Genomic DNA, 15,624 nt, shown 5'->3' on the forward strand with positions numbered 1-15,624 from the left:
TTCCGATGACCAGTTTGCATGCCGACGAGGCTTTCCTCGGCCATTACCAGTTAAGTCACGACCCTTTCGCTCCCCGGGTGCCTGGCTTCAAGTTCTTCCCCGCCCAGCGCAAGCCTGTGCTCGGGCAATTGCATCACCTGGCCCGGTACAGCCAACTGCTGCTGGTGGTCACCGGTCCGGAGGGCAGCGGCAAGACGCTGCTGCGCCAGGCCTTGGTGGCCAGCACCAACAAGCAGTCGGTGCAGAGCGTGGTGGTTTCCGCGCGTGGTGCCGGCGATGCGGGGGGTGTGCTGCGGCAGATCGCCCAGGCGTTGAATGTCGCCCAGGCCGAGATCCGCGAGATCCTCAACCAGGTGGTGCAACTGGCGCTGACCGGCCAGGAGGTCTACCTGCTGGTGGACGATGCCGAGTCGCTCGACGAGTCCGCCATCGAGGCCCTGCTGGCCCTGGCGGCCGGCGCACCGGAAGGCCGCCCGCATGTCTTCATGTTTGGTGAATCGTCGCTGATCGCGGCGCTGGAGCAGCACGGGGCGGAGGAAGAACGCTTCCACGTGATCGAATTGCAGCCCTACACCGAAGAAGAAACACGTGAATACCTGGCCCAGCGTCTTGATGGCGCGGGTCAGGGAATCGAACTTTTTTCCGCTGAGCAGATCACTGAGATTCACGAAAGCGCCGAAGGTTGGCCTGGCAACATCAACCAGGTCGCCCGTGACGCCATGATCGAAGCGATGATCGCCAGCCGCTCCGCGGTAAAGCGTCCAAGTATGGGGTTCAAGATGCCTAAGAAGCAGGTATTGGCGTTGTCCGCCGTGGTAGTGGTTGCCGTGGCGGCCGCCTGGATGATTCCGGGTCGCAACAAGGCGCCGGCAACTGCCGGTACAACCGCCAGCGAGCAGGCGCAACTGCCGCTGGGGCAAGCGCCCAAGCCGAACGCCTCGGGTAACCCGACGGTGGAGTTCGCCGGTAATTCGCAGCCGATGCCGCTACCGCTGGTCGGCCAGTCGCAGCCGGTGATGCGCGGTCCGCTGGCCGAGGCCGCGGGTGGCAGCATGGAAGGCGATGATGGCATCGCCCCACCGGTTGATGGTGGTCCGGCCAAGCCGCCGACCGTCACCACCATTGCACCGCCTGTCGGCGTGCCGGCGGGCCCGACGCCGACGCCGGTGGTCAAGCCGGTGCCGGCTCAGGTCGCCACTGCCAAACCGGCCCAGACCCCGGTTCCGGTACCAAAACCGGTCGCCAGGGCGCCGGAGAAGGCCGTTGAGAGGGCTGCCGAGAAACCTGTCGTGGTCGCCAAGGCTGCCGCGACTGGCCATAGCTGGTACGCCGGTCAGTCGTCGAGCAACTATGTGGTACAAATCCTGGGCACGAGCTCGGAAACCACGGCACAAAATTTCGTCAAGGAACAGGGCGGCGAATACCGTTATTTCAAGAAAGTCCTTAACGGCAAGCCGCTTTACGTGATCACCTACGGTAGTTTCTCCAGCCGCGATGCGGCCGTCAGCGCCATCAAGGCCTTGCCAGCGAAGGTTCAGGCTGGTAAACCTTGGCCTCGTACTGTCGCCAGCGTCCAACAGGACCTGGCCACAACTCGCTGAAGAATCGGCGGCCTTATCCAGGCCGCCTTCCCAGCACCTCAAAATTTCCGCAAGCGCATGCTGCTTTCAAAGCCGCGTGCCTTGTGGTGTCTGCGTCACAGTGGTTTTGAGTCGTCACGGTCAAAATTTAAAAATGTTTTGACTAGCACGAGATATCGCTTTAAACCTTTCATAAATGCGACATGAATTTTCAACGATTCGTCGTTAAATTTGTGGGCGTGTATGTCCGTGTGTACAATGACCTCCCTTTTGCCCCTGCAAAGCTGGCGTACGTTCGGCGCGGATGGTAAATGGTTGAATTGAAAAGAAATTTGTCTCTATAAAGAGGCAGCCTGGTGAGAAAGTGTCTATGAAAGCAGGTCTGTACCAACCAGATGAATTCAAGGATAACTGTGGTTTCGGCCTGATTGCCCATATGCAGGGCGAGCCCAGTCATCACCTGTTGCAGACGGCCATTGAGGCCCTGACCTGCATGACCCACCGCGGTGGGATCAACGCCGACGGCAAGACCGGTGACGGTTGCGGCCTTCTGATTCAGAAGCCGGACCAGTTCCTGCGTACTGTCGCCAAAGCGACATTCGGTAGCGATTTGCCCAAGCAATATGCGGTGGGCATGGTGTTCTTCAATCAGGACCCGGTCAAAGCCGAAGCCGCCCGTGCGCACATGAATCGCGAAATCCTCGCGGCCGGCCTGCAATTGGTGGGCTGGCGCAAGGTGCCGATCGACACCAGCGTCCTCGGCCGCCTGGCCCTGGAGCGCCTGCCGCAGATCGAGCAGGTGTTCATCGGTGGTGAGGGCCTGAGTGACCAGGCGTTCGCCATCAAGCTGTTCAGTGCCCGTCGTCGCTCGTCGGTGGCCAACGCCGCCGACACCGATCACTACATCTGCAGCTTTTCCCACAAGACCATGATCTACAAAGGCCTGATGATGCCGGCGGACCTCACCGCCTTCTATCCAGACCTCAGCGACCCGAGCCTGAAAACCGCGATCTGCGTGTTCCACCAGCGCTTCTCCACCAACACCCTGCCAAAATGGCCGTTGGCGCAACCGTTCCGCTTCCTGGCGCACAACGGCGAGATCAACACCATCACTGGCAACCGCAACTGGGCCCAGGCCCGTCGCACCAAGTTCGCCAATGACCTGATCCCCGATCTCGACGACCTGGGCCCGCTGGTCAACCGTGTCGGTTCCGACTCCTCGAGCATGGACAACATGCTGGAGCTGATGGTGACCGGTGGTATCGACCTGTTCCGGGGCGTGCGGATGCTGATTCCGCCGGCGTGGCAGAACGTCGACACCATGGACGCCGACCTGCGCGCGTTCTACGAATACAACTCCATGCACATGGAACCGTGGGACGGCCCGGCGGGCGTGGTGATGACCGAAGGTCGTCACGCGGTCTGCCTGCTCGACCGCAACGGCCTGCGTCCGGCGCGCTGGGTGACCACCAAGAACGGCTATATCACCCTGGCGTCGGAAATCGGCGTGTGGAACTACCAGCCGGAAGACGTTATCGCCAAGGGCCGTGTGGGCCCCGGGCAGATCTTTGCCGTGGACACCGAAACCGGCCAGATCCTCGACACCGATGCCATCGACAACCGCCTCAAGTCGCGTCACCCGTACAAGCAGTGGCTGCGCAAGAACGCCTTGCGCATCCAGGCGACCATGGAAGACAACGACCACGGTTCGGCGTTCTACAACGTCGAGCAGCTCAAGCAGTACATGAAGATGTACCAGGTCACGTTCGAAGAGCGCGACCAGGTGCTGCGTCCGTTGGGCGAGCAGGGCTACGAAGCGGTCGGCTCCATGGGCGACGACACGCCGATGGCGGTCCTGTCCCAGCGTGTGCGCACGCCGTACGACTATTTCCGCCAGCAGTTCGCCCAGGTGACCAACCCACCGATCGACCCGCTGCGTGAAGCCATCGTCATGTCGCTGGAGATCTGCCTCGGTGCCGAGCGCAACATCTTCGAAGAGTCGCCGGAACACGCCTCGCGGGTGATTCTCAGCTCGCCGGTGATCTCCCCGGCCAAGTGGCGCTCGCTGATGAACCTCGAGCGTCCGGGTTTCGCTCGCCAGGTCATCGACCTGAACTACGACGAGAGCCTCGGGCTGGAAGCGGCCGTGCGCAACATCGCCGACCAGGCCGAAGAAGCCGTGCGCGCCGGACGGACCCAGATCGTCCTCAGCGACCGTCATATCGCCCCGGGCAAGCTGCCGGTGCACGCGTCCCTGGCGACCGGTGCGGTGCACCACCGCCTGACCGAGAAAGGCCTGCGCTGCGACAGCAACATCCTGGTGGAAACCGCCACCGCGCGCGACCCGCACCACTTTGCCGTGCTGATCGGCTTCGGTGCTTCGGCGGTCTATCCGTTCCTGGCCTACGAAGTGCTCGGCGACTTGATCCGTACCGGCGAAGTGCTGGGCGATCTCTACGAAGTCTTCAAGAACTACCGCAAGGGCATCACCAAGGGTCTGCTGAAGATCCTCTCGAAAATGGGGATTTCCACCATCGCGTCCTATCGCGGTGCGCAGCTGTTCGAAGCCATCGGCTTGTCCGAGGAAGTGGTCAACCTGAGCTTCCGCGGCGTGCCGAGCCGGATCAAGGGTGCGCGTTTCGTCGACCTCGAAGCCGAACAGAAACTGCTGGCCGGCGAAGCCTGGAGCGCGCGCAAGCCGATCCAGCAAGGCGGTCTGCTGAAGTTCGTCTACGGCGGTGAATACCACGCCTACAACCCGGACGTGGTCAGCACCCTGCAAGCCGCCGTGCAGCAGGGCGACTACGCCAAGTTCAAGGAATACACCGCGCTGGTGGACAACCGTCCGGTCTCGATGATCCGTGACCTGTTCCAGGTGAAAACCCTGGACACGCCGCTGGCGATCAGCGACATCGAACCGCTGGAGTCGATCCTCAAGCGCTTCGATTCGGCGGGTATTTCCCTGGGCGCCTTGTCGCCGGAAGCCCACGAAGCCCTGGCCGAAGCCATGAACCGCCTGGGTGCGCGTTCCAACTCCGGCGAAGGCGGCGAAGACCCGGCGCGCTACGGCACCATCAAGAGCTCGAAAATCAAGCAGGTGGCCACCGGTCGTTTCGGTGTCACCCCGGAATACCTGGTCAATGCCGAAGTGCTGCAGATCAAGGTGGCCCAGGGCGCCAAGCCCGGTGAAGGCGGTCAACTGCCCGGCGGCAAGGTCAACGGCCTGATCGCCAAGCTGCGTTATGCGGTACCTGGCGTGACCCTGATCTCGCCACCGCCGCACCACGACATCTACTCCATCGAAGACTTGTCGCAGCTGATTTTTGACCTGAAACAGGTCAACCCGAAGGCGCTGGTCTCGGTGAAACTGGTGGCGGAAGCCGGTGTCGGCACCATCGCCGCCGGTGTGGCGAAAGCCTATGCCGACCTGATCACCATCTCCGGCTACGACGGCGGCACCGGTGCTTCGCCGCTGACTTCGATCAAGTACGCCGGTGCGCCGTGGGAACTCGGCCTGGCCGAAACCCACCAGACCCTGCGCGGCAACGACTTGCGCGGCAAGGTCCGGGTGCAGACCGACGGCGGCCTGAAAACCGGCCTCGACGTGATCAAGGCGGCCATCCTCGGCGCCGAGAGCTTCGGCTTCGGCACCGCGCCGATGATCGCCCTGGGCTGCAAATACCTGCGCATCTGCCACCTGAACAACTGCGCCACCGGCGTCGCGACCCAGAACGAGAAGCTGCGCAAGGATCACTACATCGGTACCGTCGACATGGTGGTGAACTTCTTCACCTACGTCGCCGAGGAAACCCGTGAGTGGCTGGCCAAGCTCGGTGTGCGGACCCTTGAGGAGCTGATCGGGCGTACTGATCTGCTGGAAATCCTCAAAGGCGAAACCGCCAAGCAGAACCACCTGGACCTGACGCCGCTGTTGGGCAGCGATCACATCCCGGCGGACAAGCCGCAGTTCTGCCAGGTCGAGCGCAACCCGCCCTTCGACCAGGGCCTGCTGGCCGAGAAGATGGTCGAGATGGCCCTGCCGGCGATCAGCGATCTCAGCGGTGCCGACTTCGCCCTGGATATCTGCAACTGCGACCGTTCCATCGGCGCACGGATTTCCGGTGAAATCGCCCGTCGTCACGGCAACCAGGGCATGGCCAAGGCGCCGATCACTTTCCGCTTCAAGGGCACCGCTGGCCAGAGCTTCGGCGTTTGGAACGCCGGCGGTCTGCACATGTACCTGGAAGGCGACGCCAACGATTACGTGGGCAAGGGCATGACCGGCGGCAAGCTGGTGATCGTTCCGCCTAAAGGCAGCATCTACAAGACTCAAGACAGTGCCATCATCGGCAACACGTGCCTGTACGGCGCAACCGGCGGCAAGCTGTTTGCGGCGGGGACGGCGGGTGAGCGTTTCGCGGTGCGTAACTCCGGTGCCCACACCGTGGTTGAAGGCACGGGCGACCACTGCTGCGAATACATGACCGGTGGTTTTGTCGCGGTCCTGGGCAAGACCGGCTACAACTTCGGTTCTGGCATGACCGGCGGTTTCGCCTACGTGCTGGACCAGGACAACACCTTCGTCGACAAGGTCAACCATGAGTTGGTCGAGATCCAGCGGATCAGCGGCGAAGCCATGGAATCCTATCGCAACCACTTGCAGCATGTGCTGGACGAATACGTCGAGGAAACCAACAGCGAATGGGGTCGCAACCTCGCTGAAAACCTTGATGATTACCTGCGTCGTTTCTGGCTGGTCAAGCCCAAGGCTGCCAACCTGAAATCGCTGCTTTCCAGCATCCGTGCCAATCCGCAGTGATATGCGCCTGAAGAGTTTGATGAGGTTTTTGTAATGGCTGAACGTCTGAGTAACGACTTCCAGTTCATCGATGTCGGGCGCAAGGATCCGAAGAAGAAACTGTTGCGTCAGCGCAAGAAAGAGTTCGTGGAGATCTACGAACCCTTCAAACCCCAGCAGTCGGCCGACCAGGCCCACCGCTGCCTGGGTTGCGGTAACCCGTATTGCGAATGGAAGTGCCCGGTGCACAACTTCATTCCCAACTGGCTGAAGCTGGTGGCCGAGGGCAATATCCTCGCCGCCGCCGAGCTGTCCCACCAGACCAACACCCTGCCGGAAGTCTGCGGTCGGGTGTGCCCGCAGGATCGTCTGTGCGAGGGCGCTTGCACCCTCAACGACGGTTTTGGCGCGGTGACCATCGGTTCGGTGGAGAAGTACATCACCGACACCGCGTTCGCCATGGGCTGGCGTCCGGACATGTCCAAGGTCAAGCCGACCGGCAAGCGGGTCGCGATCATCGGTGCCGGGCCTGCGGGCCTGGGCTGTGCCGACGTGCTGGTGCGCGGTGGCGTGACTCCGGTGGTGTTCGACAAGAACCCGGAAATCGGTGGCCTGCTGACCTTCGGCATCCCCGAGTTCAAGCTGGAAAAGACCGTGCTGAGCAATCGTCGCGAAGTCTTCAGTGGCATGGGCATCGAGTTCCGCCTCAACACCGAGGTGGGCAAGGACGTGACCATGGAGCAGTTACTCGCCGAATACGATGCCGTGTTCATGGGCATGGGCACTTACACCTACATGAAGGGCGGCTTTGCCGGCGAGGACCTGCCGGGTGTCTACGACGCCCTGGATTTCCTGATCGCCAACGTCAACCGCAACCTGGGCTTTGAAAAGTCGCCGGAAGATTTCGTCGACATGAAAGGCAAGAAGGTCGTGGTGCTCGGGGGTGGTGACACGGCGATGGACTGCAACCGTACGTCGATTCGCCAGGGCGCCAAGTCGGTGACCTGTGCCTATCGTCGTGATGAGGCGAACATGCCCGGCTCGCGCAAAGAGGTGAAGAACGCCAAGGAAGAAGGCGTGAGATTCCTCTACAACCGCCAGCCGATCGCGATTGTCGGTGAAGACAAGGTCGAAGGCGTGAAAGTGGTCGAGACCCGTCTCGGCGAACCGGACGCCCGTGGCCGCCGCAGCCCTGAGCCGATCCCGGGTTCCGAGGAGATCATCCCGGCCGACGCCGTGGTCATCGCTTTCGGTTTCCGTCCGAGCCCGGCGCCATGGTTCGAGCAGTTCAGCATCCAGACCGACAGCCAGGGACGTGTAGTGGCTCCGGAACAGGCGCAGTTCAAGCACCAGACCAGCAACCCGAAGATTTTTGCCGGTGGCGATATGGTGCGTGGCTCCGACCTGGTGGTGACGGCGATCTTCGAAGGGCGCAATGCCGCCGAAGGGATCCTCGACTACCTCGATGTCTGATCCTGGGGCCGGTCATTCTCACACAATGGCCGACCCCGGCCCCTGTAGGAGCGAGCTTGCTCGCGATCCGCCGGCAGGTGGATTTTGCGGCGCCTGGAAGGGCGCGATCGCGAGCAAGCTCGCTCCTACAAGTGTGGGTTATGCCCGCGACAAATTGACCCGATAGATAAAAGGCACGGCTCTTGCCGTGCCTTTTGCGTCGCGCTCTGAGAAAATGCCCGCACTTTTTTTCCGGATGCCGACATGACTGCCCTGAAGAACGACCGTTTCCTTCGCGCCCTGCTCAAGCAACCCGTGGACGTCACCCCTGTGTGGATGATGCGCCAGGCCGGTCGCTACCTGCCGGAATACCGCGCCAGTCGCGCCAAGGCCGGCGACTTCATGAGCCTGTGCATGAACCCGTCGTTCGCTTGCGAGGTCACGATGCAGCCTCTGGACCGCTACCCGGGCCTGGACGCGGCGATCCTGTTCTCCGACATCCTGACCATCCCCGATGCCATGGGCCAGGGCCTGTACTTCGAAACCGGCGAAGGCCCGCGCTTTCGCAAAGTCGTCAGCACCCTGGCCGATATCGAGGCCCTGCCGATCCCCGATCCGCAGAAGGACCTGGGCTATGTCATGGACGCGGTCAGCACCATTCGTCGCGAGCTCAACGGTCGCGTGCCGCTGATCGGCTTCTCCGGCAGCCCCTGGACCCTGGCCACTTATATGGTCGAAGGCGGTTCGTCGAAAGACTTCCGCAAGACCAAGGCCATGCTCTACGACAACCCCCAGGCCATGCACCTGTTGCTGGATAAACTGGCGCAGTCGGTCACCTCCTACCTCAATGGCCAGATCCTTGCCGGGGCCCAGGCCGTGCAGATTTTCGACACATGGGGCGGTAACCTGTCGGCGGCGGCCTACCAGGAGTTTTCCCTGGCCTATATGCGCAAGATCGTCAGCGGCCTGATCCGCGAACACGAAGGGCGCAAGGTACCGGTGATCCTGTTCACCAAGAACGGCGGCCTGTGGCTGGAAAGCATTGCCGACGCCGGGGCCGATGCCCTGGGCCTGGACTGGACCTGCGACCTGGGCGAGGCCCGTCGTCGGGTCGGCCACCAGGTGGCCTTGCAGGGCAACATGGACCCGACCGTGCTGTACGCCAAGCCCGAAGCCATCCGTACTGAAGTGGCGCGGATTCTCGCCAGCTATGGCGAAGGTTCCGGCCATGTGTTCAACCTCGGCCACGGCATCACGCCGGAAGTCGATCCGGAACACGCCGGTGCGTTTATCAATGCCGTGCACGAGTTCTCCGCGCAGTACCATCGCTGATTGTTACCCTGCCTCTTCAATGACCCCGCCTCGGCGGGGTTTTTGCGTTTAGCCCTTTGCGGCTTTTCCTTTCCTGATGCGACTGGCTCATGTGTCGCCATATATTCGGAGGGCCGCCGGAGGATCTGAGCGGGTTATCAAAGTGCCATGCCGTCTTTCTCCCTGAAGATGTCGGAGTATTCTTTTTCTGAACGTTAATGCGGAGACATTTGCTTGATGTCTTTGTGGTTTGTTGTGTTTGGTTACAAAGTCCTAGGCAAAGTTCGAGCACTTGTATGAATAAGTGAAGTCCAGAGCTGTCGCGCACCCTCATAAGACCTTTCCTACATATAAAAAAATACAAGTTCGTACAATGCGTACCTTGAAAATCAATTGATGAAGTAGGGAACTTTCGCGGTTGATCTTTGCAGTCAGGACGGCGGCGTGGATCGATTTGAGCACTGATGAAAGTAAAAAAGGGTGCGTTCATCTTGGAGGGATGTCTGGCAACCCAATAAACAGGATAAGTCTGGAGTTGAATCGAATGAAAAGAAAGATGTCGGCACTTGGCAAGGCGTCGGGGTGTGTCTCTTCCCTGGCGGTGATCGCGACCCTGGTCGCCTCGCAGCATGTCGCCGCGCACGGTTACCTGAATGATCCGCCGTCCCGGGCTTTTGCTTGCCAGAAAGGCTTGAACAATGACTGCGGTCAGGCGCAATACGAGCCGCAAAGCGTCGGTGAAACCGCCAAGGGCTTCCCGGCGACCGGCGTGGCGGATGGCAAGATCGCCAGTGGTGCGATCGCGTTGTTCGCGCCAATGGATATCCAGTCGGCGAGCCGCTGGTACAAGACTGAAATCACCGACCGTGCGATCAACTTTGACTGGTACTACAGGGCCACTCATCCGGCGAGCAAGTATGAGTACTTCATCACCAGGAACGGCTGGAACCCCAACCAGCCCTTGGCACGCGCTTCGTTCGACCTGACGCCGTTCTGCTCCGTGGACGCGGGCGGCCGGCTGCCCACCGACCAACCCCAGGGCAGTGACGGGCCTGCCCGTGAGAAACACCCCTGCGAGATACCCGCCGACAAGAGCGGGTATCACGTGATCCTCGGGATGTGGACCGTGGCTGATACCGGCGGGGCGTTCCACAACGTGGTCGACGTGAATATCGTGGCTGAGGAACAGGCGCCGGACGGTTGGAAAACCGTCGGCAACATCACGCCGACCCAGTCCCTGCTGGCCGCTGACAAGGTCAAGGCCCGGGCCTTGACCGGCGAGGGTGAAAGTGCCGAGTACAGCGCTGAAATCACCATCGTCGACAGCGAGGACGGCAAGCCGGAGAACTGGGCGTTCAAGCTGGCCGAGCAAATCAACCGGAGCCAGACACTGGTCCGAGCCGGTGTCCGTGGTGAAAACGGTGCCATCGAGCCGATCAAGGGCGTTAACCAGCTGTTCGCCAAGGCTGAAAGCGGTGTGAATCGCTATGAGCTCGATGTGCAGATGCAGGACGACGCCGATGCGAGTATGAGCATTTCCACTATTGGCACTGATTTGGAACTCAAGGAAGGACGCTTGGCGATGCCTTTCCCGGTGCTCACGAACCGGAAAATGAACCTCGAGGCCACGGTCTTCGATGCGGCCAACAAGCCGGTAGGCGTCATGACGCAGTTGGTTGAGGCTGGTAGCACCTGGCTGAACGTGGACGTGCGCAGTGAGCCGGGTACCCATGAACTCAAGCTGGTGGGCGTGACTGAAGACGGTCGCAGCACTCGCCAGGACCTGGTGTCCGTAGAGCTTGGCGGCGAGGGTGGCAGTCAGGATTACGACTTCGCCTATCCGGAAGGCATCGAAGGTTATCAGTCCGGGACCAAGGTCCTGTCCAACGGTAACGTCTACGAGTGTCTGCCATTCCCCGCAGGCGCCTGGTGCAAGATCAACAGTCACCACTATATCCCGGGTGTCGGCCCAAGCTGGCAAGACGCCTGGACCGTCAAGTAATCCCTCAAGGTTGAGCGCCGGGCTGCTGGGCAGCCCGGTGTATTCGGTTTATTGGCGATGTTGTTGTCGGCTGGTTTTTGGGTGAACACCATTGTTTTACTCTAGAGCACAAATTTTTCTTCATTGGCTGTCCGCCGCCATTATTTTATGGGCGTTGGTCAGCGGTTTTTATGTGGCTTTCTTGAGCACTTCGCTGGCGCTTAAACAAGTCGTAGGTTCTTTTAATGTGTCTGTCACGGCGCTGTTTATTCCGTTTTTTGTTGTCAGGATTTTTCTTTCTTTTTCTCCGAGAGAACAGACGGCCAGAACGCTCGCACAATGGACGGCTTTTTGGGTTCATAAAGTTATTTATCTGGTGACCGGCATCGTGTTGGCAACGGGCGTCATGATGATGGACCGGGCCATCAATCTATTCGACCTGCTCTTGATACCCGCACCGATTGATAGTGCTGGCCTCATCGCTGTTTTTAAAAAACTCCATGATGTTTCCTGCGTTGTTCTGGCCGTCCTGGTGGTTTTGCATATTGGCGCGGTTATTCGTCATGAAGTCTCCGGTCATCGAATACTCAGGCGGATGCTGTGGTAACGCTCAGGGGGCGAATGGGCTTTCTGAGCCTTGCGTTATGTGCGCTGCCGCTGGGTTATGCGGCGCTGTCGTTGTGGGGCGAGCGGATCTTCCGTCAGGCATTGCCGACGTTACCCACGGTGCAAGCCAACAGCCGATCCGTGCCTGCCGAACGTGCGCCGCTCAATCATGCCGCCGTCGCCACGGTGATGGGGCTGGTCGCCCAGGAATCCCTGGCTCGCAGTGCTGAACCCTTGAAGCTGCAGGCCAGCTTTGTCTCCAGCGCCGGCGATTCCCGAGCCCTGCTGGCGGGGGCCAGTGGTCAGCGCATCTACCGGGTGGGCGAAAGCCTGCCGGGTGGCAGCGTCCTGCGGCGGATCGAGAGCGGTCGGGTGGTGCTCTGGCGCAATGGCCGCGAGGAGCTGTTGTCGCTGGAGCCCCCCGGCCGCCCCATCTTGCAGGCGTTCAAGGAGCCCGTCGCCGGCGCCCCAGTGTCTTCCCTTTATCTGCGGCCGACGGCCACACCGCGTCAGAGTGAGTAAATGAACCCATCCTTCGAATCCGGTCGGCGCTGCCTGAAACTCTTGGGTCTGATCGTCGGCCTGATGCTGGCGTCGGGCGTGCGGGCCAATGAACCGCAATGGCAACTGGCGATGAACGATGCCGAGTTGCGTGATGTGGTGCGGGAAATGTCCTCGATTCTCGGCACCACCGTGGTGCTCGACCCGCGGGTGCAGGGGCGGATCACCGTCCTCTCCGAGCAGGCCCTGGATCGTGAAGGGGTCCGCCGGTTGTTCTATTCGGTACTCGACGCGCATAACTTCACGGTGATCGACGAAGGCGACCGCATTCTGATCGCCCCCGTGGCCGATGCCCGCACCCGCGCCAGCAGCGCCGACAGCGCCAGTGCCCAGACGGGTCAGTTCGTCACCGAAGTGGTGGCGCTCGGTAGCAGCGTCGCGGCGGATATTGCCGGGCTGGTGCGGCCACTGGTCTCGGTCAACGGCTATGTCGGACCATCGGCGTCGGCCAATGCCCTGGTCATCACCGACAGCGCGGCGAATGTCCGACGGATCGCGAAGATCGTCCGGCAGCTGGACCTGGGGCAGAAGAATGCCCATGACGTCATCCAGTTGCGTCATGGACTGGCCAATGAGCTGGCGCGGATGCTGGAGCAATCCCTGGGGAGGCAAGGCGCCGAAGCGGGGAGTCAGGTCATTGCCGATTCGCGCAACAACCGCCTGGTGCTTATCGGCACCCAGGACGTACGCAAGCGCCTGGGCGATCTGGCCCGCTCCCTCGATACCCCGACGGCGGCCATGGCCGACAATGCCCGGGTGATCCGCCTGCGCTACAGCGATGCCAAGCAGTTGGCCGAAGTGCTGGATGCCATGGGCCAGGGGCTCGGCCAGGAAGCGGGGGCTGCCACCAGCCGGGATGCGGTTTCCAGCAAGGCCGTGGTCAAGGCCGATGAAAGCCAGAACGCCCTGGTGCTGATCGCCGAACCGAGCCAGGTCCGTACCATGGAAAACATTGTTCGCCAGCTCGACCAGCCGCGTTCGCAGGTGTTGATCCATGCGGCGATTGTCGAGATTTCCGGGGATATCAACGAGGCCCTGGGTGTGCAGTGGGGCGCCAACACCGGGAGTGCCCAGGGCGGGGTGAGCTTTGCCGGAACCAATATCACCCTGCCGAATTTCAATGGCAGCGAGACCAAGCTGCCCGATGGTGCCGTGTTGCGCATCGGCAACGATCGCTTCGGCATGCTGGTGTCGGCCCTGGCGAGCAATAGCCATAACAACGTGTTGTCCACGCCCAGCCTGTTGACCCTGGACAACCAGGAGGCCGAGATTCTGGTGGGGCAGAACGTGCCATTCCAGAGCGGCTCCTACCAGACCTCCGGTACGGGTACCGACCGGCCCTTCAACACGGTCACGCGCCATGATATCGGGATCAAGCTGAAGATCCGTCCGCATATCAACGAAGGGTCGACCCTGCGCCTGCAGGTCGAGCAGGAAAACTCCGAACTCGCCCCGAATACGCTGACGCCCACTGACATGATCACCAACAAGCGCACCCTGAAAAGCACCATCCTGGCTGACGACGGCGAGATCATCGTTATCGGTGGGCTGATCAAGGACAGTGTGAGTGTCCAGCAAAGCGGTGTGCCGCTGCTGCGGGATATCCCGTACCTGGGGGCCTTGTTCCGCTGGAACAGCGAGAAACATGTAAAAACCAATCTGATGGTGTTTCTGCGGCCGACCATCGTCCGCTCCAAGGAGGATATCGCCGAGGTCAGCGAGCATCGCTACAACGGCCTGCGCAAGCTCAGCCAGCCCGCCGCCGGGAAGAGCAACTCGCTGTTGCTGCCGCGTGAGGCCCGGCAGTTGTTCGACGGCGACGATGACGAGCCGCCGATCGACCTGCGCCGACAGAAGGTCGGGGCGCCATGACAACGCCACGCTTGCCGTTCGGCTTTGCCCGTCGCTACGGGATCTTGCTGGAACAGCAGGGCGAGGCGGCGTGCCTGGCGATCCGCGCTGATACGCCGTTGGCCGCCGTGTCCGAGGCCCGTCGCCTGATCCCTGGTCGGTTGCCGTTGCAGGTACTCGATGAGTCGCTGTTCGCCGCGCGCCTCGCCGCCGCCTACAGCGACGGGCAGAGTGCCGCCGAGCAGGTTGCGCAAGGCCTGGACGACGAGCTGGACCTGATGAGCGTGGCCGACCAGTTGCCGCAGACCGCCGACCTGCTGGAGCAGGAGGGCGATGCACCGATCATCCGCCTGATCAATGCCCTGCTCAGTGAAGCCGTGCGCGAGAAAGCCTCTGATGTGCACCTGGAAACCTTCGAGCACACGCTGTCGGTGCGCATGCGGGTGGACGGCCAGTTACGTGAAGTGCTCAAGCCCAGGCGTGAACTGGCCAACCTGCTGGTGTCGCGGATCAAGGTCATGGCCCGGCTGGACATCGCCGAGAAGCGCGTGCCCCAGGACGGTCGGATCGCCTTGCGGCTGGCCGGGCATGAGGTGGATGTGCGGGTTTCGACCTTGCCTTCGGCCCATGGCGAACGGGTGGTCCTGCGCCTGCTGGACAAGCAGGCCGGACGTCTCGACCTGCAACGCCTGGGCATGCCGGCGCCGACCCTGGAGCGTTTCCAGCAGATTCTCGGCAAACCCCACGGCATCTTCCTGGTCACCGGCCCGACCGGTTCGGGCAAGACCACCAGCCTCTATGCGGCGCTGAGCAGCCTCAACGACCAGACGCGCAATATCCTCACCGTCGAAGACCCCATCGAGTATCACCTGCCGGGCATCGGCCAGACGCCGGTCAATCCCAAGGTAGAGATGACCTTCGCCCGGGGTTTGCGGGCGATCCTGCGCCAGGACCCGGACGTGGTCATGGTCGGCGAGATCCGTGACCGCGAAACCGCCGAGATCGCCGTGCAGGCTTCGTTGACCGGGCACCTGGTGCTGTCGACCCTGCACACCAACAGCGCGGTGGGCGCGGTCACGCGGTTGCTCGACATGGGCGTGGATGCCTATCTGCTGGCGTCGTCCCTAGTCGGGGTGCTGGCCCAGCGCCTGGTACGTACCCTGTGCCGAGCGTGCAGGAGCGGCTATGTGGCGGATGCGGCGGCCTGCCAGCGCCTGGGTGTCGAGGCGAGCAACCCGCCCAGGCTCTTCAGGGCCAACGGTTGTGAACACTGCCAGCAAGGCTATCGCGGGCGTATCGGGCTCTACGAACTGATCGGCATTACCCCGGCCCTGGCAGTACTTATCCACAACGGCGCCAGTGAACCGGAGCTGATCCGTGAAGCTCGCAAGGCATCGCGCAGCCTGTTCCAGGATGGCCTGCGGCTGGTCCTCGAAGGCCACACCAGCCTCGACGAACTGCTGCGCGTCACCCAGGAGGACTGA

Annotated in this window: 9 protein-coding genes; all 9 read left to right on the forward strand. The window is 61.7% G+C overall.

Annotation, left to right across the window (positions count from 1 at the left end; translation table 11 throughout):
- Positions 1-5: 5 nt before the first annotated feature.
- The gene (locus tag HX866_RS28560) at positions 6-1,601 is read left to right on the forward strand and encodes an SPOR domain-containing protein (RefSeq protein ID WP_177090720.1); all 1,596 of its coding nucleotides are present in this window, start codon (positions 6-8) and stop codon (positions 1,599-1,601) included.
- Between the two features lie 349 nt (positions 1,602-1,950).
- Positions 1,951-6,399, forward strand: a complete 4,449-nt coding sequence (gltB, locus tag HX866_RS28565; RefSeq protein ID WP_177140907.1) for a glutamate synthase large subunit — start codon at positions 1,951-1,953, stop codon at positions 6,397-6,399.
- Positions 6,400-6,432: 33 nt separating this feature from the next.
- Positions 6,433-7,851 (forward strand): FAD-dependent oxidoreductase, encoded by a 1,419-nt coding sequence (locus HX866_RS28570; protein WP_177090718.1) that lies wholly within the window; start codon positions 6,433-6,435, stop codon positions 7,849-7,851.
- A gap of 243 nt (positions 7,852-8,094) precedes the next feature.
- Positions 8,095-9,162 (forward strand): uroporphyrinogen decarboxylase, encoded by a 1,068-nt coding sequence (gene hemE / locus HX866_RS28575; RefSeq protein ID WP_177090716.1) that lies wholly within the window; start codon positions 8,095-8,097, stop codon positions 9,160-9,162.
- A gap of 523 nt (positions 9,163-9,685) precedes the next feature.
- Positions 9,686-11,143, forward strand: a complete 1,458-nt coding sequence (locus HX866_RS28580) for a lytic polysaccharide monooxygenase (protein WP_177140908.1) — start codon at positions 9,686-9,688, stop codon at positions 11,141-11,143.
- A gap of 91 nt (positions 11,144-11,234) precedes the next feature.
- Complete coding sequence (locus HX866_RS28585) at positions 11,235-11,729, forward strand: cytochrome b (RefSeq protein ID WP_218177457.1); 495 nt, start codon at positions 11,235-11,237, stop codon at positions 11,727-11,729.
- Positions 11,730-11,743: 14 nt separating this feature from the next.
- Complete coding sequence (locus tag HX866_RS28590; protein WP_177102981.1) at positions 11,744-12,250, forward strand: type II secretion system protein N; 507 nt, start codon at positions 11,744-11,746, stop codon at positions 12,248-12,250.
- On the forward strand, positions 12,251-14,161 hold the full coding sequence (gene gspD, locus HX866_RS28595; RefSeq protein ID WP_177140909.1) for a type II secretion system secretin GspD: 1,911 nt from the start codon (positions 12,251-12,253) through the stop codon (positions 14,159-14,161).
- Positions 14,158-15,624: a type II secretion system ATPase GspE gene (gene gspE, locus HX866_RS28600; protein ID WP_177140910.1), complete on the forward strand. Its 1,467-nt coding sequence runs from the start codon at positions 14,158-14,160 to the stop codon at positions 15,622-15,624. The genes gspD and gspE overlap by 4 nt, the downstream gene beginning before the upstream one ends.

Source organism: Pseudomonas gingeri, assembly GCF_013386165.1.
In the GTDB taxonomy this organism is placed as follows: domain Bacteria; phylum Pseudomonadota; class Gammaproteobacteria; order Pseudomonadales; family Pseudomonadaceae; genus Aquipseudomonas; species Aquipseudomonas gingeri_C.

What these genes read in the sequence shown, in the direction of transcription:
- gspE (WP_177140910.1), top strand. Translation starts at nt 14,158, where the DNA reads ATGACAACGCCACGCTTGCCGTTCGGCTTTGCCCGTCGCTACGGGATC.
- HX866_RS28590 (WP_177102981.1), top strand. Translation starts at nt 11,744, where the DNA reads ATGGGCTTTCTGAGCCTTGCGTTATGTGCGCTGCCGCTGGGTTATGCG.
- hemE (WP_177090716.1), top strand. Translation starts at nt 8,095, where the DNA reads ATGACTGCCCTGAAGAACGACCGTTTCCTTCGCGCCCTGCTCAAGCAA.
- HX866_RS28560 (WP_177090720.1), top strand. Translation starts at nt 6, where the DNA reads ATGACCAGTTTGCATGCCGACGAGGCTTTCCTCGGCCATTACCAGTTA.
- gltB (WP_177140907.1), top strand. Translation starts at nt 1,951, where the DNA reads ATGAAAGCAGGTCTGTACCAACCAGATGAATTCAAGGATAACTGTGGT.
- HX866_RS28580 (WP_177140908.1), top strand. Translation starts at nt 9,686, where the DNA reads ATGAAAAGAAAGATGTCGGCACTTGGCAAGGCGTCGGGGTGTGTCTCT.
- HX866_RS28570 (WP_177090718.1), top strand. Translation starts at nt 6,433, where the DNA reads ATGGCTGAACGTCTGAGTAACGACTTCCAGTTCATCGATGTCGGGCGC.
- gspD (WP_177140909.1), top strand. Translation starts at nt 12,251, where the DNA reads ATGAACCCATCCTTCGAATCCGGTCGGCGCTGCCTGAAACTCTTGGGT.